Raw genomic sequence first — 25,177 nt, 5'->3', positions numbered from 1 at the left:
TGTGCACAGAAGCAGCAAACGATAACTCAAAGGCACTCCATGAAAAAATTAGCACTGCACTGGCAAATTATTATGGCAATGGTCTTGGCGGTGCTAGCCGGCCTAGCCACCTCTACCGATAGTACGCTACTCGGTATCCCGCTACTGTCAGCCTACAGCTTCATGGGTAGCTTATTTTTAAATGCCTTAAAAATGATTATTGTGCCGCTGATTATGGCCTCTATTATTTGCGGTATTAGCGGCATAGGCAGCAGTAAGCATTTGGGCCGCCTAGGCGGCAAGACCATAGCTTTTTACTTAACCAGTAGCACCTTGGCCATAGTGTTAGGCTTGGCCTTAGTCAATCTAACCACCCCCGGCATTATTGATGGCGAGCCCGCAGGTTCAAGGCTCAACCTCAACACGGATCAACAACAACTGGACGACGTCATCGGCAAAGTTGAGGGCAGCAATATTAGCGACCTCAGCGAAGTATTTTTGCGCATGGTGCCCACTAACGTAGTAGAAGCCGCCGCTGACGGGCAAATGCTGGGATTAATCTTTTTTAGCCTGTTGTTTGGCTTTTTTATGACCCGCATAGACAGCAGCCGTGGCCAGTTGCTGCAAAATGCCTGGCAGGGCGTGTTTGATGTGATGATGCATATCACCATGTGGGTGATGAAGTTTGCACCCTTAGGGGTGTTTGGCCTAGTCGCCAAAACCGTGGCTGCTACCGGCTTTGACGCATTTAAACCGCTGATGATTTTCTTTTTAACGGTCTTTGCCGCGCTGCTCATACACGCCTTTGTGGTGCTGCCGCTAATACTGCGTTTTTTTGCTGGGGTACGGCCGGGCGTGTTTATGAAAAAAATGTCGCCGGTTATGCTAACTGCATTTTCCACCGCCTCTAGCTCAGCCACCCTGCCACTGACCTTAGAAACGGTAGAAAAGGACGTGGGCGTCTCTAACCGCACCACCAGTTTTGTACTGCCTTTGGGTGCCACTATTAATATGGACGGTACCGCCCTCTATGAATGCGTAGCCGCCATGTTTATTGCCCAAGCCTATGGCCTAGACCTGAGCTTTGGTCAGCAATTTATTATCGTCATGGTGGCATTGCTCACATCGATAGGGGTGGCAGGCATACCCGCCGCCAGCTTAGTGGCGATTACCGTTATCCTCGGTGTGATCGGCTTGCCCTTGGAAGGTTTGGGCTTGTTGTTAGTCACCGACCGCATACTGGATATGATGCGTACGGCAGTGAATGTGTTTAGCGACGCCTGCGGCGCGGTAGTGATTGCCAAAAGTGAGGGTGAAACGACGTCTATAGATCGAGTGTAGACGGCCTATAGCCCGCTAACCCCGCCAAAAAAATGGCCGCCTAGCATTGTCTTGGCGGCCTACTCTCATAGTAAAAATCCACTAAAAATCAATAACTTAAGTTTTATTTTTACTGCTGACTTATTGGCCCTGTTGTTGCATTAATCACCTGCAAATAATGTTTTAGCAAAAAAGGTGACATATGTTTAACCAGCAATTAGCCAACCTGCGCACCAGCATAGAATGGGCTCAACGCGACCAAAGCCTAGATATTTTCCGCATGGCTGGGGCACAGCTAGAAAAATTAGAATGCTACGTCTGCTGCCTATCTAGCCAGCAACAACAACAAGCCTATCAAGCGATAGAAAGTATGTTACCCATGGAATGGCCGCTGTGGATGGAAGCCTGTCGTTACGATGATGTGCTGGTACAAGCGCCTTCAGCCACTCTGCATTAAGACTAAGCAAAGCGATGACGCTGCTGAAGTTTAGGCTTGCTGCTTGGCCCAATCTATAGCATCCCCGACTGTATGAAAGGCGCGACAGGGGCAATGCCGTATACACATGGCCTCATATTCATTGATTTGCGCCAGCACGGTGTTAGCAACTACCATCGCCTGCGCTTTCACCTGCGATAACAAATCACTATATTTGATATAAAAACTGGGGTCTGTCGAGTAAGAAGAGTGCCTAAGCTCTATAACCGCATAGCGCTGGTCTTGAAAAAAATCACTGCACAACGCGTAAAACTGCAGTAGTTTTTCCGTATCCAGGTCTTCCCCTTCGAAAATATCGCAGCTTACATAATCTGTAAAAAACTGGAAGTTACCAAAGGGTAGCGAGTACTCTTGTATAGGCAAAATATTTTTAGATACCAACATATTAAGCTAACTTATTTATCAAAGCCCTGACGCTTATCACTACGGATGCTAGTAAAATAGCTCAGCTGTGACTTATTGTTGTTAACAGCGCTAGAGTGATCATTAAGAAGTAGCTAAGCGCACGCCATGTGCGTCCATGTTTAAGTCCTTACAACAGCTTAGCTAAGGGGTAATATACGGCGATAGCGGCGTGCTCGCGTCACCTATATGGGTGATTTTTATTTTTCTGTTTGCATTAAGGCGGCGGCGTAATCCGCTGACAGTTTTTCGAAGTGCCCTATAACGGCCGTCAAATTACTCGCTAACGCAGCCTCACTCAATGCCCCGGCGGCGGCTTGCAGCGCCGTGATACCCGACAGCCCTATGACCCCCAGCAGCTGATGCACCTGTTGTTGTATAACGTTTATATCTTGGGCGCTAATAGCCTTGGCTATCCCCTGTAGCAAACGGTCGAGCTCCTGCTCTAGCTCATTGGCCGATAGCCTTACCAGCGCACGTTCCGTGGGGTCTGCCTGGCTATTGCCTTTAGCGGCCAAGCGATGAATTTTTGCGATTAAATCCTGTTCGTCTATGGGTTTATAACTCACCGTATTGACACCCGCAGCCGCCATCGCCGGCTGTTGCTCAGCTTGTAGGTCGGCCGTCAAAATAATAATCGGGCTATCGCTGTTCATTTGCCCCTTACGCACCGCCTCGCTCACTTGCAGGCCATTGCGTTTAGGCATGTGTAAATCCAGCAATAACACATCAAAGCGCTGCATTTCACAACATAGCAGCGCCTCTTGGCCATCGCTGACCACGCTCACCTCTGCCCCCACTGCACGCAACAGCGTTGCCAGTAGTTGCTGATTAAACTTATTGTCTTCGGCTAAGAGTAACTTCACCCCCGGCAACAGCCGGGGGCTGCTTAATACTTTATCCCGCACTGTTGTTATAGGCCCACCGCTGCGCATAAACGCTGGCGCCGACAGGCTATTGGCTTTATCCAAGACGGCCCATAAACGGCTAGCCGTTAGTGGCTTGCTGACCACCTGCAAGGGACCATAATGCTCATTAAGTGCCCGTAATTCGTGATTGCCATCGTCGGCCGCCGCTACAATAATCGCGCCATTAAAGCCGGCCCTTATGCGCTGCAACAAAGCGCACAGCTGTTCCTTGCTATCACATTGCTGATTCAGCCCTAGCAATAGCACATCCGTTGCAGGCTTGGCCTGTAAATTATCGATTAACTGCGCGGGGCTGGTCGCTACCCGCACATCGCTGCTATAACTCAGTAATTGGTTGCGCCATGAGCGCCGGGTCCAGGGGTTGTGGTCAAATAACACAGCCCGCCATTGTTCATTCGCCGCATAAGGCTCTAGAGCTTGCGCTTGTACGCGGCAGCGAAAACTAAATTCAACCTCTGTGCCCTCACCTTCTTCACTGTCGATACTAATGTCGCCGCCCATTAAGCTGACAAAGTCTTCGGCTATAGACAGCCCTAAACCGGTACCATCGTGGCTGCGGGTACTGCTTTCATCGCATTGAAAAAAAGGATTAAAGAGCCGCTGTAAATCACTGGCCGCAATGCCTATGCCGCTGTCTTTAATAGCCACACTAATCAACGCATCATCGCCCTGCTGCTGTGATAGAGAAACAAACATAATAATGTCGCCACTGTCGGTAAACTTCACGGCATTCGACAGTATATTGTTTAGCACTTTCTGTAGCTTATCGACATCAGCCACTATCGCTAAGGGCACATCAGCATCCATTAACAGGTTTAGCTCTATGGCTTTTTCAAAAGCCGAAACTCGATGTAAGTCCAGCGCAGAGCGCAAACACTCTTCTAGGTTAAAGGCCGTAGGGCTTAACACAAAAGAGCGAGCCCGTAGTTTAGAAAAATCCAGTATGTCATTGATGGTTGATAGCAATACCGAGGAAGAGGTTAAAATAATTTGGCTATACTCTTGCCGCAGCGTAGGCTGTTCGGTGTTAGCCAACAGACGCACAAAACCCATAATACCGGTTAATGGCGTGCGTAACTCATGGCTCATTCTTGCGAGGAAATCATCTTTGGCATGGTTGGCCTCATCAGCTACGATTTTAGCCTCCGCTAAATCTAAATTTTGACTCTCCAAGTCTTTGGTGGCCTTGGCCACTTCTGCTCTTAATATCAACTGCGACTGGCCCACCCGTTGCGCCAGTTTGTTCACCCCTTTCTCCAATTCACCCAGCTCGCCTACGCTCAACTCAGCAACGCGGTGGCTGAAATCTTCTTGCCCGTAGCGGGCCACCGCCGCGGTAATTTCGTTGATAGGCCGCACCACTGAGCGACTAAAGCGAAACGCTAACCACAACGCGACACTGAGCATTAATAGAGCAATCAATACATTATTTTTTAATACCGCCTGCCGATAATCGCGACTTTCACTGAGGTCTACCGTTAACGCGACCCAGCCCAACAACTGATTGCTAATAGCTGCGCTATATTGCTCTGGATCGTCATCAATAAAGGCTCCGCTGGGTTTTACCGATTGTATAAATACCCAATAATCACCCGCTATCGTGTGTTGACCGTCGACAAACGCACTACTGTTGATAACACCGCTAACGCTAGCGCCCTGACCACTGAGTTGTTGCAGGGTGTCATCAAAAAATAAAACCTCGGCAATTTGTGAGTCACGCATAATGGCATCAGCCAAGGTATTTAACGCGTCTCTATCGCCGGCAAACAACGCTAGTTGCGCGGCATCGGCAGCTAGGAATAATAATTTTTCAGCTCTATCTTGGAGGTTATCGGTTTCTCTATTCAACGTGGTATTAATATTGTAAGCCGTTAGTAAACTAATACAAACCAGCGGTATGGCAACCAGCGCCGACACTCTAGCGCTAAGGCTCCACTGGCTAAAGGCGAATAATTTTTTAATCGCCAACATTCTTTGCCTCCTGGCGCTGCAATGCTGTGCTCAGTTGTTGCGCATCTACGGCCATAGACATTTTTTTAGCAATGCGCGCATTAATCGCTAGGCTAAAATGCCCGCCATAACGCGCAGGCGGTAGCCTTTTTGGCGGTCTATTTAACGGTGGGGCATCTAACGGTGACGCCTCTAGCCACTCACTAATTAGCTGGGCCGTATCTTGGCCTATATTGTCGGGGCTGGCATACAGCGATAATAATGCGCCGGCTCTGGTATATTTTTCTGAAAAACCGATCACCGGTGTTTGGTAGCGCATGCTGAGCTGCAATACTAATTTTGCCACTAGGCGGTTAAACAAACTGGTACTGGGCCTAACAATAACCACATCGCTATGTTTCATTAGCGGTTCTATTTGCTTTATTGGATTTTGCTTGAGTAATAATGTCGCGCTATGAATTTCTATATCACTCACCGAGGCCGCGGTCACTAATTGTTGATCGACCACGTCGGCTTGGCTGAGCAGGCCAATTTTATAGGGCTGTTGATCTTGTTTTAATAAGCTGGCCAGTTGTATCAAACGCGCCAGCGGTTGATCCATAAAGACAGCGGTAATCGCTTGATCCGGCAGCGCGGGGGCATGTAGGGCTTGGTAAGCACTGTGAGTAATAAAACTATTAATGACCGGCACACCCGGTAGCTGCTGTATTGCATAATCAGCAGCAGCGGACCCTAATGTCACAATAACAGTGCCGGGTTCTAGCGCTGCGAGAGTGTCCGCTTGTGCCAAAGACAATATCTGCAGCTCGTGCTTAGCCAACACCCCGCTGGCGGCCAAATGCTTTGCTAAGGCGGCGGCAGTGCGCTGATAAGGCGGGGCATCAGAGGAGTTGATAACAATAATTTGTGCACTAGCTAGGCCCACCGGGCTGTAACACAGGCCTACTACGCAGCCTATGGTTAACAGCCAACGCACAACCCCAGTAACGCGATGCAAACTATACCCTATGGCAAACAAGCGCATCAGGAAGGTAATAAGCTCAGCTTTTCCGCTAGCACTACCGCTTCCGTACGGTTGCCGCAATCCAACTCAGCCATAATCGATTTTAAATGGGTTTTAACGGTATTTTCAGAAATAAATAAACTGGCCGCTATCGCTTTATTACTCATGCCCTGAGCCAAACAAGCGAGTATTTCCAGCTGCCTAGTGGTTAAGCTAGCTAACAACGCATCCCGGTGTTGCGGGCTCTCGTCATCGGCGGCTAAGGCTAACTCGGGCGTCACCGTGCCTCCCGCCAATACCTGTTTAAGGGCATCGTGCATAGAAGCAAAGCTGCTGCTTTTGTGTATAAAACCACTTACCCCTAAGTCTAATGCCTTGTGTACATGCTTAGGGTTATCGGATGCCGATAACACCACTACCGGTAATTCTGGATAGGTCTTACACAGTTTTTTTAAGAAACCAAAACCATCGCTGCCAGGCATAAATAAATCCAGTATAGCGAGATCTAGGGGCTGCTCTTTAGCCGCGGTTAATACCGAGCCGGCATTACAGCACTCTATGATATGGGCGTTGGGGAACATCTCCGATAGGGCGGCGATAACACCGGTACGGGTTATCGCATGATCATCAGCTATCACTATTTTCATTTAAAATCCTTCTTCAACATCTATTTTCGCTGAGACTGCCGCTATGGCTAAGCGCCGCTAGATAAGATCCTTCATTAGCTAAGCGCTACCATTGTAGTGAAGCATTGAGATATGCCGCGCGTTCAAAATAATTTAAGGTCTCAAACTCAAAGTTGGTTTCATCCGTTATATTCTCAACTTTTAAATCCAGCCTAAGCTGGGTTTGATTAAAGGCTATCACTTTGCTTAAGGCCACATCGTGTCGATAAAATGACTCGGCAAATTCACCACCGCGCCACTCCACATCTGATTGATGATAACTCATTATCGATGCACTCCAGCCGCCACCAAAATCTTGGGTGATGAGCAGGCTGGCGGTATGCTCGGGTACTCGCTGTTTATCTCTTTTCTCGCCATGGGGTAGCTGTGTCCAATCTTTTACCCGGGTAAACGATACTCGCACATTAGCATACTGTAGTGACACCAAAGTGCTGTTAGTGGGCCGCCACTTTACCTGCATATCGTAGCCGGTCACGCGCCAGTTTTTGCTATTGCTAAAAAAGTGCGCTCTGTTATCAGGGTCGCTAGGGTCGCCTTCATCATAATCAGCACTGGCATCCCAGCCCTGGTGATCTACCCACCACTTAACGTGATCTATACCGCCTTCCATCTCTTCATGGAAAGCGCGCCAGTCTATATCCAGCTTGCCATCAAAAAAACTACCGTAGTAGGCCAACTCAAGCGTCTCTATTTCTTCAGCGTCTAGCTTGTCTTCGGACAGAAGATCGTAATCGACAAAAACGTCATAGGCTCGCTGAACGACTTCTCGGTTAGATTCAAATACCGAGGGTGATCTATACGCTTTAGAGGCACTTACCCGAAAGTTATGCTGAGGCAGCAATTGATAGTGTAGCGATGCCCGCGGTGACAAATGAGACTCATCGGTCTCTTGGTTTTCTGCCATAAAGCCTATATTGGCTAGCCACTTGCGGCTGATCTGCCACTCTATATTGGAGAAGCCGTATAAAATACCGTAATCAATAGTGCCGCCGTGATCGAGATTGCTGGGCGCTTCTATATTTTGAAATTTATAGCCCACACCTGTGAGTACCCGCAGCTGTTTGCTAACATCGTATTGATATTCCAGTTCAGCTTCCCACAACTGCGAGTCTCTTAAACCCCAACCATAATCGAGAAGCACATCGGGCTTACCCGCCAGATACCGATTGAGTTGTTCGGGGCTCCACTCCTCTTCTACCGATAACCACTGCGGTACATGATGTTCAGAGTGACTATCGTAGTATGAAAAATGACCTCGCCATTTTTGCTGGCCCTCATCTCGTAACCAACCCAAGGCCAGCCAATAACTGGTATTTTTATCGTCAGCAAATTCGTCTACATAATCGCCATCGCCTATACCAAAGCGCCCTTCGCTCACTCCCAGCTCCAACGTATAGGTATCTAATAAGCTGGGGGTAAAAGTAGAGTCAAACACGACATGGTCTACCGCCGTGCTGTCATCTAGCACATCAAAACCAGAGTTTTCGCTATGGGCAAAGCGCCATTGACCATAACCGTTAGTCATTTCGAAGTTGCTGCGTATATTGATATTGCGGGTATTTCTTTCACCCACGGTAGTGCGTATATGGGTACCGCTTTCTTCTACAGGACTTTTGGTGGTGATACTGACTGCACCCACCACCGCATTTGAACCATAGGCCGGCACATTGGAGCCGCGCACCACCTCTATCCGTTCTATATCGTCAGGTACTATACCTAAGGAATTCCAAGACACCGTGGGGAAGGTTGGTACATAGACGCTGCGGCCATTAATACGCACCTCTAAACGGCGGGGGTCATCATCGGTTAAATCGTGGCCAGACAAGCCCGGCATAGAGGCATTGATATAAAAACTCATAAAGCCGGGCACTAAACGAAACACCTCAGCTAAACCGTTAGGGGCTAATGCGGCGATGGTTTCGCTGTCGATTACCGTAACGGAAGACGGTGAATAATGCCGCGCCTGCGCCATACGTGCACCCGCGCTGACCACGGGTATATCCACTAATAAATCGCTCTCGTCATAATAAGACGCTGCCGGGTTAGCGGCTATTGCTGCGGTACTCGCTGCGTTTAACAGGGCTAAGGCAATGATAATATGCTTCGTCACTACAACCTCATTTATTATTATCGACTTATACCACAGCTAATGTATCGCTGGCGTTTACGCACAGACGAAGCATTAGGCAAAAAGCCGTTTAGACTATTGTGAAGCTTGACCTTTCCCTAAGACAACGCTGTTAATGTTAGCCGCCGCAATTAACATCCTTACTGCATGGTATTTTGTTTTTATTGCAACAAAATACACAGCACTTAACAATCCGTGATATTACCCTTTAAATCACCTAATTAACACCTAGCCAAACCTTGCTGCTGGCTATTACTACTTGATAAGCCTAGGTTTTATGATTGCCTAGGCTTCGCTATGCAGCTGCCATCGCTTTTCTATAGGCGAAAAAAAACCCTTAATGAGTAAGGGCTTTTTATATTTCACTAGCGCTATGCTGCACTAGGCTTTATTGACACTCTCTTTTAAGGCTTTGCCCGCTTTAAAGCCTACGGTATTGCTGGCAGCTATTTGTAGCTCGGCACCCGTTTGTGGGTTTTTGCCGGTGCGCGCGTTGCGGTGACGTACTTCAAAGGTACCAAAACCAATTAAGGTAACCGACTCTTTGCGGCTTAGGCTCATGGTGATTTGATCGAGTATAGCCGATAACACGTCGTTAGCTTGGCTGGTGGGTAAATCGGCTTTATCGGCAATATAGGCCGCCAAATCGGGTTTGCGCATGTGATGCTCCTTCCTGTTAAGGGAATAATTATTGAAATTATTGTTGGCTTGATATGGCGTAGGCTAGGGGTGTATGGCTCCTCTAACCACCGTTACAAATTAACAGCAAGCCTACAACTTGCTGTCATGACCCTTTAAGCCAAAATGGGGGGCAGCTCCTTTTGTAAACGCATCTTCTCTTTTGTACCCTCGCCTGTCAAAGCAAAACCCAGTAATTGACCGGCGGCATTGCGAAACTCTGCCACGGTATCATTACCGTTTTGCTGTATCTGCCAGCTGCCTTCAGCGCCTAATGGCGCAGGGCTAAGGGCCACTGGGCAGGCCGGGGTTTTCACCATCACTGGCATGGCGGGGTAAATGACATCGCTGGGGCTACCCGCTAAGGTTTGCCCCAAGGCTTTCGCCGCGGCGTTCAGCGGTGCCACATACACCAAGCTGCGGCCATCCACTTCCGCGCAATCCCCTAGGGCATAAACATGAGCCGCCGAGGTTTGCAGTTTGCGATCGGTCACTATGCCACGGTTTACCGTTAAACCGGCAGCCGCGGCCAGCCCGGTGCGGGGGCGCACGCCTACAGCGCTAATCACGAGGTCGGCCTGTAACTCTTGGCCACTTTGGCAAGTAACGGTTACGCCGCCAGCGGTGTTATTATTCACCGCGCTGACTAGGTCGCCGAAGTGGAACACGGCACCCTTGGCTTCCAGTGCACGCTGCACCGCTTTACCCGCTGCCTCGGGCAGTAAGGTGGGTAGGCAGTAAGCCAAAGGATCTACTACTTCTACGGTAAAGCCGCCATTGATTAAGTCATTGGCAAATTCACAACCTATTAAGCCACCGCCGATTAAGACGATCTTTTTGGCCTGGGTTTTCTTAACCGCTTTGCGGAAGTCATCAAAGTCTAATAAGTCATTAATAGAATACACGTGATCCAAAGCATCGCCCTGTACCGGCGGCATAATGGTATCGGCACCCAAGGCCAACACCAGCTTGCCGTAGTGCACCTGGCTATGGCCATCGCCTATGTGTATAAGTTGTTGCGCGGTGTCTATACTATGCACTTTCGTCATAGTCCAGACACTGGCGCGCAGTTGCCTAGCCATAGTGCCGGCATCAGCGGCGACTAAGTCGGCCGCCTCGGTATTGCGGGTATAGCCGGTAGACAGCATGGGCTTGGAGTAGGCACGGCCATCGTCAGAGCTGATCAAAATTAGAGGCGTTTCACTATCATGCTTGCGGAATTCTTTGGCTACGCCATAGCCAGCCATGCCTGTACCTAAAATTATCACTGGCGCAAGCACGTGGTCGGTAGCCGGGTTTTCTTCGTGATGCGGCACTTCTGGCTCGGGTTCGCTAACCGCTATCAACTCAAAATCGTCTTTGCCCACGCCGCAGTCTGGGCACAACCAATCATCGGGTATATCTTCAAACTTGGTACCCGGCGCTATGCCTGAATCAGGGTCGCCCACTTTTTCGTCATAAATCCAGCCACAAACAATACAGACCCACTGTTGCATAACACTACCTTCTTAATTTTTTATACTTCGGTTTTGCCCGCCGCCGCGAGCAACCTTGATAGATTCGATTCGCAATGATGAACAGAGGCCACCATGCCTTAACTGCGGAGTCGACGAGTATAGCACCGGCCCCGTATCGGGTGTAGGGCCGAAGAAATAGAAACGCAATGTTTTTTAACTCAGCAATCACCGCTTCATTGCCTTTTGCTTTCGGTGCTAAAATAAGCCTATCTTTAAGGCTAAAGAGGACTAAAGAGCGCTATAGCCTCAATCTACCGACTCAATATGACTAAGGGATGTCCACGCTTGACCCTACCCGGCCGCACAGAAACAGAAACACACTGGCAAGACTATCACCGCTATACCGCCCATCAGTTGCCTACCGCTATCAGGCTTTGGCTATTGGATAGCGGCTCCTTAACCCAGCGCTTGATCAAAGCCAGCCAGGGGCACTTCAGCGTGCAGGTACTCAAGCAATGCTGGCAACGGCCGCGGGCATCGGAAGTGCAGTTGTTGGCCATGCAGCCCCGCGAACAAGCGATAGTGCGTGAAGTAATATTGCTCTGCCACGGCCAGCCTTGGGTGTTTGCCCGCAGCGTGATACCGGCCTCCTCGCTGCGCGGCCAGCTACGACGGCTACGCAAATTTGATAACAGCTCACTAGGGGCCATGCTATTTAGCGACCCCAGCATGCAACGCCACGCTTTTCAGTTGGCCCGTGTGTCTGGCGACAGCTGGCAACTGCCCGCGCAACTACAGCAAAGCCAGCCGCTGTGGGGCCGGCGCTCGCGCTTTGAGCTGGGAGCCAAGCCGTTAATGGTCAGCGAGTTGTTTTTACAAGCTTTTACCCCGTAAACTGCGACTGTCCCCAATCCTTATCTGCAGCCATAACGAAGCCATACTATGACGCTTGCCCAGTTACGCACACAGCTACCTGACTACCTCGCCCTAATACGCTTTTATAAACCGGTGGGTACTTATTTATTACTGTGGCCAACCCTATGTGCCTTATGGATAGCCGCCCAAGGTCTGCCCGATATAAAACTATTGCTTATTTTTAGCCTAGGCACGTTCTTAATGCGCTCAGCCGGCTGCGTCATTAACGACTATGCCGACAGGCATATCGATGGTCATGTTGAGCGTACCGCTCAGCGCCCCTTGGCCACCGGCCGCATTAGCAGCAAACAAGCGCTGTGCTTTTTTGTGCTGCTATGTGTGCTGGCGTTTATCTTAGTATTGTTTACCAACCTGCTGACCATACAGCTATCCTTCGCCGCGCTGGCGCTGGCCAGTTGCTACCCCTTTATGAAACGCTACACCCATATGCCGCAACTAGTTTTGGGCATGGCCTTTTCCATGGGCATCCCCATGGCTTTTGCGGCGCAAACGCAGAACCTGCCCCCCATCTTATGGCTGCTTTTTATAAGCTCGACATTATGGGCGATGATTTACGACACCTTTTATGCCATGGTGGATAGAGACGATGACTTGAAAATTGGGGTGAAATCCTCCGCTATTTTGTTTGGTGACGACACTAAAATCATCACTGCGCTCTTACAACTATGTATGATTTTTACGCTATTTTTAGCTGGCCAGCAGTTTCATTTGGGTGCTTATTATTATTTAGGCTTAACCGCTGCGGCTGGCTTTTTTATCTACCAGCAACGGCTCATTAAGCAACAGACTCGAGAAGCTTACTTCGCTGCCTTTTTAAATAATAATTGGGTAGGCATGGTAATTTTTATAGGCGTAGTTTTGGATTATGCCCTGCCCCCTTTAATCGCAACAGCTCAATAAGACTGGCTATGGAATTTCGTTATCTGCGCAGTATTAGCGAGATTAGTCACCAACAATGGAATGCCATTAGCGGCACGGACTATCCCTTTAGCCGCCATGAGTTTTTAGCGGCGTTAGAGCTTAGCGGCTCGGTTAGCGCAAAAACCGGCTGGCAACCCCAGCACCTCTGCGTCTATCAGGGCGAGCAACTGCTCGCCGTTATGCCGCTGTATATTAAGCAGCACTCCTATGGCGAGTACATCTTTGACTGGAGTTGGGCCGAGGCCTACCACCGCCACGGCTATAATTATTATCCCAAATTATTAGCCGCCATACCCTTTACGCCCACCACCGGGCCGCGCCTATGCCTGCATCCTAGCTGTGATGCTGACATGGTTCAAGAAGCGGTTAGCCAACAATTAATCAATCATGCTCAGCAGTTACACGCCTCCTCTGTGCATGTGTTATACACCGAACAGGCTGCCGGTTTTAACGCGCCCTTTATGCCGCGTAGCAGTGTGCAATTTCACTGGTTTAATCAGGGTTATAATTGCTTTGATGATTTTTTAGCCCAGTTTAAATCTCGCAAGCGCAAAGCACTGAACAAAGAACGCTTGCGTGTGGCGCAACAGGGTATACGTTTGCAGCGTTTAACCGGCGCACAGATTACCGATGAAATATGGCAGCAGTTTTATGCCTTCTACCAAAGCACCTATGCCAAACGCAGTGGCCACGGAGGTTACTTAAACCGCGACTTTTTTAATCGCATAGCCAGCAATATGGCCGAGCAAATCATGTTAGTGATCGCCATTAAAGATCAAACTATCATCGCCGGGGCGCTAAACTTTTTTGATAGCCACAGCCTTTATGGCCGCTACTGGGGTTGCCATGTAGAGGCGGAGCATTTGCACTTTGAAGCCTGTTACTACCAAGGTATAGAGTTTTGTATAGAGCAGGGCTTACAACGTTTTGATTCAGGCGCACAGGGCGAGCACAAAATACAACGCGGCTTTCAGCCGGTAGACACCTACTCCCAACATTGGATAGCTAGGCCGGATTTTGCCGACGCCATAAAACAATTTTTGCAGCAGGAAACCGCTGAGCTAACACGTTATAAACAGCAGTGCTCAGAACACTTACCGTTTAAAACCGTTTAACTTGATAGCGTACCCATCGAATCAGCTGTTTATTTTTTAGGCTGGCCGCTGGATTTATTTGCAAAGGGCTGTAAAATTCATCCTCTCTCCCTTAATAGCAACACAGGGTTTAAACTAGGCAGAGCAACTGTCTTAGCTTAGGCCAACACACATAGAGGCAATATGGCTAAAAAAATCACTGATTTGGTAAACTTTGCAAGCAGTAGCGCCAAAGTAGAGCGTTACCCTACTGCTGAAGATCGTTTAGTCAAAGGTAATCCCGAGCAAAATAACCAGCTCCACTTTGCCGTAAAGGATAAGTTCTTTGCCGGCGAATGGGGTGCCGATGTAGGCTGCTGGAAAATTAAATACAGCGAAAATGAATACTTTCACATACTCAGCGGCAAATCTATTTTGCGCGATCTAGATGGCAACGAGTTAGTGATGGTTGCCGGCGACAAAATCTGCGTGCCCGCGGGTTTTGAAGGGGAATGGGAAGTGGTAGAGCCTACCCAAAAAATCTATGTAATCTACGAGGAATAAGCCCCTCTTGCTTAGCCGTGATAGCCCTATCACGGCTGGCCTAAAGGCTCACAAAACGTATTATCTTGTGACGCAGCCTGCCAATCAACATTGAGCTTAGTAAAATCTACCTGCCATTTTTTAAACAATGCCTGCAGCACACCGTCTTTATAAAGCTGCGGTAAACGCTGGTCGTAGATTTTGCACAGCTGCTTGCCCCTAGCGTTGTGGCTAAACGCCAAATAAATATTGCGCGTTAGCACCGTCTCCCAACGCAGCTGCGACTGTAAGTCTACAAATTCCTTCCGCAATAAAACTAAGGCTTCATCTTCCGGCTCTAAAAAAACGGCTAAGCGCCGCTGAACAAGCATTTTTAAACCCTGCTCGCTGCGGCGTAACTCCAAGCCTTTTTTTATCCCTAAATACTGATCGTAGTTATAGCCAATAATCCACGCTATTGTATAGCCGATAGCGCTGTCAGCCCCTAGTTTATTACGCTGATAAACCCGCGCCCAATCCAGCGTGCTATCTTTGTGGTAAATAGCCAATACTCGCTCGGTGTTGATAGGGTACTGCGGTGTTAACAGTAGATCATTGCCGCGGTAGGCCTGCGAGTACGTACCTATTACCACGTCGTGATGCTGCTGCACCGTGCCAAGACGCGCCCGCTTAAAGGGTTCAATGGTAAGCTGAACAGCTATACCCACAGGCTCATAAACCGCTTTTATGATTTCAAAGTACAAGCCCGTGCCGTCGGGGTTGACGAAATCAGGCCAATGCTCGGACGCCACCTTAATTATTTTTGGTGAGGGTTCCTCGCTATTAGCCCATAGCGCCGAACTCACTAAAAAACAGCTGAGGTATTGCATCAAGACTACGGTATAAATAAATAACTTCACTACATGGCTCTATACAAAATAAAATGTCTGCGGCAAGGCCTCTATCATCATAGCCTCAACAGAAAACATCATGTTAACACAGCCGTCAACACTGGCGATTCCAGTGAATTCCGCTAGGGTTAATAGTGGTTTTACCTATCACTTTAGAGAATTATATATGGCCAACAAGGGTAACCCTACCGCCTCTGAGCCCAGCAATAAACCGATCAGCCCGGCCAGTATGCTAGCAAAACTAAACCTAGGCGCCACCGTACAGGTATCCAGTTTAGACGGATCGTTAACATACCTCACTCGCCTAATAGGCGTAGACAGCAACAAGGTTTTAATTACTGCGCTACCTACGCCCAAGCAAATGAAAAAAGAAAGCGTGGACGCGGTCTACGATAATATATTTTTTCCTGAAAAAGTTTTTGTGATGCGACTGATAGCACAAGGCTATATTTTTGCCTTTCAATCACAGGTTATCGCCGTTAATTACAGTGGCAGTAAATTATTGCTGAGCAGCTTCCCTAAAAACATACAAAGCCAACCCCTAAGAAGTGATGCTCGCCTACCCTGCGCACTATCCACTAGCTGCCAGTATAAAGAGCAAACATTTGCCGCGGTGATAACTGATATCAGCAAGGGAGGCTGCCAGATACAATTTGACCCCAGCTTGTTCTCAGGCGCTGTGGACACATTAAAAGACCAAACCCTGCAACTGACTCTGCGTTTTCACCCAGGTACTGAAATTGAAAATCTCAACACTAACGTTTCCTCCGTCAACAAAATCACTAACCACGAAGTGACTATAGGGCTAAGTTTTGTTGAGGCTGAGCCCTCGGTTAATCACTACCTAGAGTCTTTACAATTAGGTGAATTGTCTTCTATCTTTTTGTAAAGCGTTTATCGGCTAATTAAAATCTTCCAGCTCGGTAATCGTTTCATCGACGGTTTCAGTGCTCAACTCTGAGTCTACGCCATTATATTCATCGATTTCCTGGGGCTGTATCATATTGGCCGCCTCTATACCTAAATGAAAAGTAGCGAAGCCCGGCATTACTACCTGATTTAAAGCCATGCCTATAACTCGGCCTTTAAACGGCGCAATGATTTCACTACTGACGTTGGTAATGGGATCGGTAACCACCCCTAATATATCACCGGGCTTAACCTGAGCACCTTCGCTAACGCGGCTAAATAAAATACCCCCTTGATCGGCACGTACCCACAGAGTTTGTTTATAAATGGCTTCTGTGGTTTTCCAAAACTTTAAGCTGTGCAGCATATTTTTTTGCTCTAGCAGCGTTTCTATGCCCTTCACCCCATGCTCTACCGCTGCCACTTGTAAACGCATGGACTCGCCAGCCTCCAAAGTTACCGCAGGTATGCCGGCTTTTACCGCCGCCCAACGCAAAGTGCCCGGCGCGCCCTTGCCATGCACAATAACCGTTGCGCCAAACTGTTTGGCCAAAGCTAACACCTCAGGGTTTTTAGTATTGGCGCGCAGCTGTGGCAGATTGGTACGATAAAAAGAGCCAGTATGTAAATCTACCAGCGCATCACAGTGGGCAATCACTTCATTAAAAAAAGAATGGGCCAAACGCGATGCTGAGCTACCGGCAGGATTGCCGGGAAAGTAACGGTTTAAATCACGGCGGTCAGCCAAGTAACGGGAGTTGCGGTGAAAACCCTGTAAATTAACGATGGGCACACCGATGACGGTGCCGGTTAATTTTTCAGGTTTTAAGTTATACAGAACCCGCCTGACGATTTCTATACCGTTGAGTTCATCGCCGTGTATGGCCGCGGTTAAGCACACCACAGGCCCCGGTTTAGCGCCATGCACCACCAATACGGGTGTAGGTACCGCTATGCCTTTAAAGGATTGGTCGGGCGTCCAAGCTAAACGTGTAGCTGTCGCCAGGGGGATTTCCGTATCTAAAATAACCAGAGGCTCATAACCATCGTCCTGCTGCTTTTTAGCAATATTTAATGATAACTCTATCGCCGGTAACATTGCGGTAGCTGTTTCTTGTTGCTGATCAACAACCACAGCGGCGTCAGAGACATTGCCGGCTGACTGAGGGCTGGTTTGCTGAACGAGCTTTGGGGCACTACTATCTTGTGGTTTTTTTATGAGCACAACAGGTGGCGCTGGCGTAGTCGTCGGCTGCGCTGCAGGTTCTGGCTTAACAATAATGCTCGGCTCTTCAACCACCTCTTCTAACTTTGCCGGTTTAGCCACCACTATCGCTTTTTGTTTTTTTCGTGGTGCGGCCTTAGCGCTAGCTTCATCCTCTTTAACGGGTGGCGGGACAATCTCTTCTATAGTTATAGGTTGTGCCAAATCTACAGGTTTGGCTGCCTGCTTAGGTTTTTTGGGTCGCGGCGCTGGCTGTGTGCTATCAATAGTCGGTGACTGAGCACTAGCTTCTGCGCTGCTTTGCTGAGTACTCACGACCGGCGACTCGGCTTGTAGTAAGCCAGTGGTAGCCAAAGCGACAAGGCTAACAGTTATTACAAAAAACGGTTTTTTTAACGATTTTTTTAACATAGTTCCTACAAAGATTAGGTGACAGTTTCTTTTTGCACGGCGCGGTTGAATGCCGGACGTTGTTTACAGCGCTGTAAATAGTCTTGGATATTGTCCGCGGCTAGAGGCTGCTGAAAGGCCTCGGCCCATAGTAAGGTATGCGCAATTAATATATCGGCGGCAGAAAAGTCATCTCCCAATATATAAGGTTTGTCGGCTAGGCCCGCACTTAATAAAGCCAGTGCTTGTTGAAACTCCCAGGCCCCAGTATCGATTACCGCTGGTACTCGCCATTCTTTTGCTAAAGCAAAGCGATGCTTAGCCATAGTCCACAGCGGCTGCTCTAATTCACAGAGTGCAAAATAACACCACTGCTGATACCGCGCTTTTTGTTCACTGGCAGCAGCAGGTATTAATTGACCGTTGCTGTACAGCTCAGCCAAGTGACTTACTATGGCTGCCGACTCTGTCATAACAAAATTATCCAGCTTTATAACCGGCACCTTCCCCGCTGAATTTAGCGCTAAAAAAGATTCACTGCGATGTTCGCCTTTACTAAAATCTATAGGCACAAACTCATAGGCTAATTGTAACTCTTCTAACATCCAGGTTATGCGCATGCTGCGGCTATGTGGCGTACCGTATACTGTAATCATAATAAACTTCCACCCTGTGCTTGCTGGTTTGATTAACCTAGCTGATTGGCCATCACAAAAGAGACTCGATTATCCGCATCTTGTTCCATAAGCTCTTTATCTAAGCGATCAATAAATGTGAGCCGCTTGGCTAAACCTAGGCCGCAGGCCAGCTGTATGGCCAAACCTGGCCTAGCATTTAGCTCTAGTATCATGGGACCTTGATGTTTATCTATCACTATATCGCAGCCTATATATCCCAATCCGGTCATCTCATAACAGCCAGCAGCTAAGCGCATAATTTCTGGCCAATACGGAATACATAACTCACTAAAGTTTTTGCCGGTATCGGGATGTTCGATAATACGTTTACCGTGTTGCACCGCATAAAGACTTTTACCCGTTTGTATATCTATGCCTACCCCTATCGCACCCTGATGCAAATTAGCGCGACCATCAGAAGAGTGCGTGGCGCAACGCAGCATGGCCATAATGGGAAAGCCTTTATAAACTATTATGCGCAGGTCCGGCACACCCTCGTAGGTGTACTCATTAAACACATCATCGTAGTGAATCATCGCCTCTATCATCGCCTTATCGGGCTTGCCGCCCAAACTATAGAGACCACTTAAAATATTATTCACATGTCTACGGATATCGCTTTGTAAAATTTTACTACCGCTGGTTTTAAGAAAAAAATCAAACTCACGATCACTAATTACCAATATACCTTTACCACCACTGCCTCGGGTGGGTTTAATCACAAACTGGTTTAATGGTGCTAACATCTCAGGCAACTTGCGCAACTCATGGTTGCTTTCTATCACCCCTAATAATTCTGGCACGCGTATGCCTGCTGCCAAGGCAGCTGTTTTGGTGAGTAGCTTATTATCAACTATCGGGTATAAATGGCGGGGGTTATGTCTAGCAATATAATTAATATTGCGGCTATTCATGCCTAATAAGCCCAGCGCTTTTAGCTCTTTGGGCCAAACAAACATCATTTATGAGCGCCTCATATAACGAAAGCGTATCAGCTCTGATGCTCGGTAGCCGGTATAGTGGCCCAAAATAATAATCATGCCTAATAGAGTGAACAGCAATTCGGGGAAGTTAAACATCCAATGCTCTATATAGTGATTGGTCATTGCTAGGTAGCAGAGTATCGCCACCGCCAAACTACCGGCTGTTTGTATTAGTACTTCCATGGGGCCATCGTCCTCCCACAGTATCGACATATGCTCTATAGTCCAGGCAATAATTATCATGGGGAAAAAAGTCACTGTTAACGCCTGCTCTACGCCTAACTTAAAACTGACAATGCTGATAAACGACATTAAGCAAACAACAATCACCACCACTGCCGCTATACGCGCTACCAGCAATAAATCCAGCCTACTTAGATACGAACGCACAAACAAACCTATGCTCAGTATTAACAAAAAGATCAGCACACCGTTTAGCAAATGGGTTTGTATAAACGCTATGGCCAGCAATACCGGCATAAAAGTACCCGCCGTGCGTATACCAATGACTACCCGTAAAAAAATCACCATTAATGCGCCTATAGGCACTAATAAGATAAATTTAAAAACGCTTTGCTGCTCTATGGGCAAGCTATAAATGGAGTAATCTAACAGGGCCGCTTGTTCACCACCCATTTGTTCCAAGGCTACCTTGCGGGCGGGCACATCATTCGCCAATACCGAAAAAGTCACTGCCGAATGGCTGCCACCCTCTACGTCTATCATGGACACGTCGCCGCGCTGCCATACCAAGAAGTTATCGGGCAGGCCTTTGACACCCGTTTTCGTGGAAAACACTAACCATTTATTACCATCATAAATTTCTACCAAGGCATCAGAACTCATTCGGTTTCTATCATCTTCCAGATAGATCCCGCGAATGATATGGGCGGGGATTTCAGCCAAAGCCAGCAGGTCTAAAGCTAGGTCTACGGTTTCTTTCTCTAATAGTTTATTGTGTATTAACCTAGCGTCGTTATTGTTTTTGTCATTCATTGCCTTTAACAGCTGAGTGGTAAAACTTTCTTTATCGGCCGAAGACTGCCAGCTGTTGTTAATAATAGAGGCTGCCGCATTGCGCAGAGCCTCTTGTCGCTCACCCTGCCAGTTAGGTTTAGCGCGCAAGATATTGGCGTCCAATTCCGGCAAACCTTCACCTGAAGGACGCTTGTGTACATCTAATTTGTAATACAGCGTTTGTTTACCGCTGGCCATGCGCTTAGTCCATTCGGCGCGCCTATGGCCGGCATTGTCGTATATATTAAAGCCATAGCCTGAGCTGCTAAAAATTTCTTCTATCACTTCCATATTGTTTTGATTGCGTGGCAAGGCCAGCGACACTTTAACCGCGCCCCCTTGTGCATCAAAGCCTACCTTAGCCTCCACTGTCCACACGGTAGCGTACTCGCCGGGGCTAACAGGCATGCTTAGCATTTCGCTCTTATAGGTCATCAACCCTAAACCCATCAAGATGAGCAATAGACCTAATAGGTAAACCTGAGCACGTGGCGACATGGGCAATATTCCTATTTTTTAGCTGTGTATTTTTGGCTAACGTCTACTAAAAAACGGTCTAATAAATAATTTCGCCCTACTAGTACCTGATACAGATAATCGCTTCTATCGGTTAAGGTTAGCTCTATATTTTCATTAACAGTACCCAGTTGCAGGGGCAGCTTAACCACTGGCCTGCGCTCAAAATCAGGGCCGATTTGTTTAATTCGCACAAAGCGTACAATCTTTTTCTCAAAGTATATTTTTTCTTGATTATTGGGGTTGAGCACGGCAAAGCGCACCCATTTTTTACCATCGCGTTCAAACTCAGACAAGTCTTGCGCGTTGAGTGAGGAGGTTTTTGCGCCGGTATCTATACGCGATTTGATAGCAATATCGTTGTTATCTATAGTGACGTATTCCACTCTACCCACAACGACTTTGGCATTGGCTTGCAACTTAGCTTTTTTAACAATGGCCTTTTTTTTGCCCGGGCATTCCTTTTCTACATAGGTAATTACCTCTCTAACTATGGGCTGCTCACAGCTGTGTATTACTTTTTCAGCAGCCAGCGGTGGCTCTGCCTGTTGTTGCTCTTGCTCTTTAACTACCGGCGCCGGTATGGGTTCTGGTTGCAGCTCAAAAAAGCTACACGCGGAAACACATAAGGACAGCAGCAGCAGTTTTAGTAACTGGCTTAGTGCGCTCATATTATAAGTCTCTAGCATTGATATAGGCCTGCTCTGAAATATGGTGATAATTTTTAACGCCATCGGCAAAGGTTTTCCAAGATTGGTACACCTTTTTAGTCATGGCATCTTGTTGAATAATTTCTTGCATATACTGCTCTGTGGCTGTTTTTAACGCCTTGAGTACGTCGTCGGGAAAGCGGCGTATGCTGATGTTAGGGTTTTCACTCAGCGCCACCAAGGCGGCATTATTTCTAGCGGTGTACTCATCTAACATATCTTGATTGGCATAGCGGCCAGCAATTTTAACAATAGCCTGTAAATCTTTGGGCAAGGTCTCAAAGGCGGTCTTATTAATTAAAAACTCCAAATTAGATCCCGGCTCGTGCCAGCCCGGATAGTAATAATATTTTGCCACTTCATGTAAACCAAAGGCCTTATCATTATAGGGCCCCACCCATTCGGTGGCGTCTATTACCCCGGTTTGCAAAGCGGTATAGAGCTCGCCGCCAGGCAAGTTCACCACGGTACCCCCAACACGACTAAATATTTCGCCACCCATACCGGGTATGCGCATTTTTAAACCTTTTATGTCTTCAAGGGAATTAATTTCTTTATTAAACCAACCGCCCATTTGCACGCCGGAGTTGCCCCCAGCCATGGGAATGATATTAAAGGGGGCGTACAGCTCCTGCCACAACTCTAAGCCACCACCGTAGTGCAGCCAGCCGTTCATCTCCTGGGCGTTCATACCAAAGGGGATACTGGTAAAAAACGTAGCCGCCTGCGCTTTGCCCTTCCAGTAGTAAGCGCCTGAGTGACCCATTTGTACCGTGCCCTGCGACACCGCATCAAACACACCCAGCGCAGGTACTAATTCACCGGCACCGTAAACGCGTATTTTTAAGCGGCCGTTGCTGGCCCGTGCTACCGCCTTGGCAAATACCTCTGGGCCATTACCTAAGCCAGGAAAATTTTTCGGCCAAGAGGTAACCAGCTTCCACTCTATCACCTCTTGGGAGGTTTGTTGTTGCTCGGCGCTTTGATCATGCTTGGCAATAATTTTTGAGCTACGCTCTAACACCAGCAACCAACTTACCGCGACTAACAAGGCAACTAAGGTCAGAATAATAAGCGGGCTAAGCTTTCGATTTGTTTTCATATCATTATTAGTCGTAAAGTTAGTTCTTGCTGTTAGCAACTAGTGCTATAAAGCTTCTAAATTCGCATACTGCAGCACCAACCACTTGCTGCCTTCATCATCAAAATTAACCTGCACCCTGGCGCTACTGCCCTGGCCTTCAAAATTCACCACCGTACCACTACCAAATATTTGATGATAAACCATCTGCCCTAAGCTCATACCGGTGCCAGTAATTTCAAATCCGTGGCCATTAACCGCTGGCGCATAACTGGCCGGGCGACTGATGGTGGTATTTAAACGCACCTCTTCCACATACTCTGTGGGTATCTCGCGGATAAAACGCGAGGGCGCATTAAAGTTTTCGTTACCATACATGCGGCGCGACTCCGCATAGCTGATATACAACTTTTGCATGGCGCGGGTAATACCCACATAGCAGAGCCTGCGCTCCTCCTCTATCCCCGAGGCCTCGTCCATGGACATTTTATGGGGGAATAGGTTCTCCTCCATGCCCACTAAGCATACCAGCGGAAATTCCAAGCCCTTCGAAGAGTGCAAAGTCATTAACTGCACACTGTCTTCGTGTTCGTCGGCCTGTTGCTCACCGGCATCCAGCGCCGCTTCATCCAAAAATTGCTGCAGCGGTGACAGCGCTTCGTCGCTAGCCACAAATTGCTTTGCCGCTACCACCAGCTCTTGTAGGTTTTCTACTCGCGCCTGGCCCTTCTCGCCTTTTTCTTTTTTGTGAAAGTCTATTAGCCCCGAGCGTTTAATCACTTCATCGGCTAGATCCTCTAAGCTTAGCTCATCATTGTCGTTACCCAAGGTATCGATTAAGTCGGCAAAGGCCAGCAAGGCATTACTGGCCCTGGCAGGTAATAACTTTTGCTCCACCACCTTGGCCAAGGCCTGCCACATAGAGCTGCCGTGTTCGCGGGCATAGCTGCGCACCACATCCACGGTTTTACCGCCTATGCCGCGAGTGGGCGTGTTAATGGCTCGCTCTATCGCGGTATCGTCGTGGCGATTATTAATTAGCCGCATATAGGCCAAGGCGTTTTTGATTTCTAGGCGGTCGTAGAAGCGCTGGCCACCGTAGATACGGTAGGGCATACCGGCGCGAATTAACGCTTCCTCTAATACCCGCGATTGAGCGTTGGATCGGTATAATATGGCCGACTGCGCGCGTAAACCGCCCTGATTAACCCACTCTTCTATGCGCTCTACCACAAAGCGCGCTTCGTCCTGCTCGTTAAAGGCGGTGTATAAAGAGATCAAATCACCTTCACCACCGTCGGTCCATAGCTCCTTACCTAGACGCTCGGTGTTATTGGCGATAACAGCATTGGCCGCCCCCAGTATGGTAGAGGTGGAGCGATAGTTTTGCTCTAGCCGTATCACTTGGGTGTTGACGAAGTCTTGCGAGAACTGCTGGATATTTTCAATTTTGGCCCCGCGCCAGCCATAGATAGACTGATCGTCATCGCCCACTGCGGCGATAGGGATTTGCTTGCCCGCCAACACCCGCAGCCAGGCGTATTGCACGGCATTGGTATCTTGAAACTCGTCTACTAACAGATGCTGAAAGCGCTGCTGGTAATGCGCCAGTAATTTCGGGTTTTTCAACCATAGCTCGTGGGCGCGTAATAATAGCTCGGCAAAATCCACTACCCCCTGACGCTCGCAGGCCTGCTCGTATTGCTGATACACCGCCAACATGGTTTTTTGATAGAGGTCGTTGCCGTACACCTCCATATGCGCGGCGCGCTTGCCTTCATCTTTTTGGCCGTTAATAAACCACTGTGATTGCTTGGGCGGCCAGCGCGATTCATCCAGCGCCAGCTCTTTGTGTATGCGTTTAACAATGCGCAGCTGATCGTCGGAGTCCAGTATTTGGAAATTTTGCGGCAGCCCCGCCTCTTGCCAATGGGCTTTTAACAAGCGGTGCGCCAGGCCGTGAAAGGTGCCCACCCACATGCTGCGGGTAGGTATAGATAATAACTCATCTATACGCTCGCGCATTTCGCGGGCGGCTTTATTGGTGAAGGTCACCGCCAGTATGGCCTGCGGGGCCATATTCTCGGCCTGTATTAACCAGGCGATGCGGTGCACCAGCACGCGGGTTTTACCACTGCCCGCCCCCGCCAAAATCAGCATATTAGAAGGTGGCGCAGCAACAGCTTGCCGTTGCGCGTCGTTTAAATCATTGAGTATATGAGAAACATCCATGGCGAAGGATTCTACCAGAATTCAATCGCCCGTTATTATGTTATTG

The 25,177-nt window shown here is 48.3% G+C and carries 22 protein-coding genes; 7 read left to right on the top strand and 15 right to left on the bottom strand.

Features of this window, described 5'->3' with window-relative positions:
• Positions 1 to 39 precede the first annotated feature (39 nt).
• Positions 40 to 1,320 (top strand): dicarboxylate/amino acid:cation symporter, encoded by a 1,281-nt coding sequence (locus B067_RS0103810; protein WP_019528729.1) that lies wholly within the window; start codon positions 40 to 42, stop codon positions 1,318 to 1,320.
• Positions 1,321 to 1,501: 181 nt separating this feature from the next.
• Entirely contained in the window at positions 1,502 to 1,756 is a 255-nt protein-coding gene (locus B067_RS0103805) for a hypothetical protein (RefSeq protein WP_019528728.1), read from the top strand.
• A 30-nt stretch (positions 1,757 to 1,786) separates the two neighbouring features.
• Here the strand turns inward: B067_RS0103805 and B067_RS0103800 are convergent, their stop codons facing one another.
• The 7 genes from B067_RS0103800 to B067_RS0103760 form a co-directional block, all read right to left on the bottom strand.
• Positions 1,787 to 2,179, bottom strand: coding sequence for a hypothetical protein (locus B067_RS0103800; RefSeq protein ID WP_019528727.1), 393 nt, complete (start codon positions 2,177 to 2,179; stop codon positions 1,787 to 1,789).
• Positions 2,180 to 2,397: 218 nt separating this feature from the next.
• Positions 2,398 to 5,097, bottom strand: coding sequence for an ATP-binding protein (locus B067_RS0103795; RefSeq protein ID WP_019528726.1), 2,700 nt, complete (start codon positions 5,095 to 5,097; stop codon positions 2,398 to 2,400).
• The gene (locus B067_RS0103790) at positions 5,084 to 6,073 is read right to left on the bottom strand and encodes a type 1 periplasmic-binding domain-containing protein (protein ID WP_169335538.1); all 990 of its coding nucleotides are present in this window, start codon (positions 6,071 to 6,073) and stop codon (positions 5,084 to 5,086) included. Before B067_RS0103790 ends, B067_RS0103795 begins: the two co-directional genes overlap by 14 nt.
• A gap of 26 nt (positions 6,074 to 6,099) precedes the next feature.
• Positions 6,100 to 6,726 carry a LuxR C-terminal-related transcriptional regulator gene (locus B067_RS0103785; RefSeq protein WP_019528724.1) on the bottom strand — a complete coding sequence of 209 codons (627 nt, stop codon included), beginning with the start codon at positions 6,724 to 6,726 and terminating at the stop codon, positions 6,100 to 6,102.
• Between the two features lie 85 nt (positions 6,727 to 6,811).
• Entirely contained in the window at positions 6,812 to 8,875 is a 2,064-nt protein-coding gene (locus tag B067_RS0103780; protein ID WP_019528723.1) for a TonB-dependent receptor plug domain-containing protein, read from the bottom strand.
• A gap of 399 nt (positions 8,876 to 9,274) precedes the next feature.
• Positions 9,275 to 9,553: an HU family DNA-binding protein gene (locus tag B067_RS0103770; RefSeq protein WP_019528722.1), complete on the bottom strand. Its 279-nt coding sequence runs from the start codon at positions 9,551 to 9,553 to the stop codon at positions 9,275 to 9,277.
• A gap of 134 nt (positions 9,554 to 9,687) precedes the next feature.
• A complete protein-coding gene (locus tag B067_RS0103760; protein WP_019528720.1) occupies positions 9,688 to 11,067 on the bottom strand; it encodes an FAD-dependent oxidoreductase in 1,380 nt (459 codons plus the stop codon).
• A gap of 285 nt (positions 11,068 to 11,352) precedes the next feature.
• Here B067_RS0103760 and B067_RS0103755 point away from each other — a divergent pair, with 285 nt between their 5' ends.
• From B067_RS0103755 to B067_RS0103740, 4 genes are all read left to right on the top strand, one after another.
• Complete coding sequence (locus B067_RS0103755; RefSeq protein WP_019528719.1) at positions 11,353 to 11,922, top strand: chorismate--pyruvate lyase family protein; 570 nt, start codon at positions 11,353 to 11,355, stop codon at positions 11,920 to 11,922.
• A 48-nt stretch (positions 11,923 to 11,970) separates the two neighbouring features.
• Positions 11,971 to 12,864 carry a 4-hydroxybenzoate octaprenyltransferase gene (ubiA, locus tag B067_RS0103750; protein WP_019528718.1) on the top strand — a complete coding sequence of 298 codons (894 nt, stop codon included), beginning with the start codon at positions 11,971 to 11,973 and terminating at the stop codon, positions 12,862 to 12,864.
• Positions 12,865 to 12,872: 8 nt separating this feature from the next.
• Positions 12,873 to 14,000 carry a GNAT family N-acetyltransferase gene (locus B067_RS0103745; RefSeq protein ID WP_019528717.1) on the top strand — a complete coding sequence of 376 codons (1,128 nt, stop codon included), beginning with the start codon at positions 12,873 to 12,875 and terminating at the stop codon, positions 13,998 to 14,000.
• 162 nt (positions 14,001 to 14,162) lie between these two features.
• Entirely contained in the window at positions 14,163 to 14,522 is a 360-nt protein-coding gene (locus tag B067_RS0103740; RefSeq protein WP_019528716.1) for a cupin domain-containing protein, read from the top strand.
• A 29-nt stretch (positions 14,523 to 14,551) separates the two neighbouring features.
• Here B067_RS0103740 and B067_RS0103735 read toward each other — a convergent pair whose 3' ends face one another.
• Entirely contained in the window at positions 14,552 to 15,400 is an 849-nt protein-coding gene (locus B067_RS0103735; RefSeq protein WP_019528715.1) for a substrate-binding periplasmic protein, read from the bottom strand.
• Positions 15,401 to 15,470: 70 nt separating this feature from the next.
• On the opposite strand from B067_RS0103735, the gene B067_RS0103730 reads away from it, so the two are divergent.
• Positions 15,471 to 16,280: a PilZ domain-containing protein gene (locus tag B067_RS0103730; protein ID WP_019528714.1), complete on the top strand. Its 810-nt coding sequence runs from the start codon at positions 15,471 to 15,473 to the stop codon at positions 16,278 to 16,280.
• 12 nt (positions 16,281 to 16,292) lie between these two features.
• Here B067_RS0103730 and B067_RS19605 read toward each other — a convergent pair whose 3' ends face one another.
• From B067_RS19605 to uvrD, 7 genes are read right to left on the bottom strand one after another with little or no spacing between them, the layout of a single operon-like run.
• A complete protein-coding gene (locus tag B067_RS19605; protein WP_019528713.1) occupies positions 16,293 to 17,936 on the bottom strand; it encodes a succinylglutamate desuccinylase/aspartoacylase domain-containing protein in 1,644 nt (547 codons plus the stop codon).
• A gap of 14 nt (positions 17,937 to 17,950) precedes the next feature.
• Positions 17,951 to 18,571 (bottom strand): glutathione S-transferase family protein, encoded by a 621-nt coding sequence (locus B067_RS0103720; RefSeq protein WP_026244389.1) that lies wholly within the window; start codon positions 18,569 to 18,571, stop codon positions 17,951 to 17,953.
• A gap of 32 nt (positions 18,572 to 18,603) precedes the next feature.
• Entirely contained in the window at positions 18,604 to 19,554 is a 951-nt protein-coding gene (locus tag B067_RS0103715; protein ID WP_019528711.1) for an alpha-L-glutamate ligase-like protein, read from the bottom strand.
• Positions 19,555 to 21,090 carry an inactive transglutaminase family protein gene (locus tag B067_RS0103710; RefSeq protein WP_019528710.1) on the bottom strand — a complete coding sequence of 512 codons (1,536 nt, stop codon included), beginning with the start codon at positions 21,088 to 21,090 and terminating at the stop codon, positions 19,555 to 19,557. It lies immediately after the preceding gene.
• A gap of 11 nt (positions 21,091 to 21,101) precedes the next feature.
• Entirely contained in the window at positions 21,102 to 21,779 is a 678-nt protein-coding gene (locus B067_RS21130; RefSeq protein ID WP_051083805.1) for an ATP-dependent zinc protease family protein, read from the bottom strand.
• 1 nt (position 21,780) lies between these two features.
• Positions 21,781 to 22,920, bottom strand: coding sequence for a TRAP transporter substrate-binding protein (locus tag B067_RS0103700; protein WP_019528708.1), 1,140 nt, complete (start codon positions 22,918 to 22,920; stop codon positions 21,781 to 21,783).
• Positions 22,921 to 22,965: 45 nt separating this feature from the next.
• On the bottom strand, positions 22,966 to 25,131 hold the full coding sequence (uvrD, locus tag B067_RS0103695; RefSeq protein ID WP_019528707.1) for a DNA helicase II: 2,166 nt from the start codon (positions 25,129 to 25,131) through the stop codon (positions 22,966 to 22,968).
• Positions 25,132 to 25,177 lie beyond the last annotated feature (46 nt).

It is taken from the genome of Dasania marina DSM 21967 (genome assembly GCF_000373485.1).
GTDB lineage: Bacteria > Pseudomonadota > Gammaproteobacteria > Pseudomonadales > Dasaniaceae > Dasania > Dasania marina.
The sequence above is the reverse complement of the archived record's forward strand: the minus strand, read 5'-3'. Positions and strand labels throughout refer to the sequence as shown.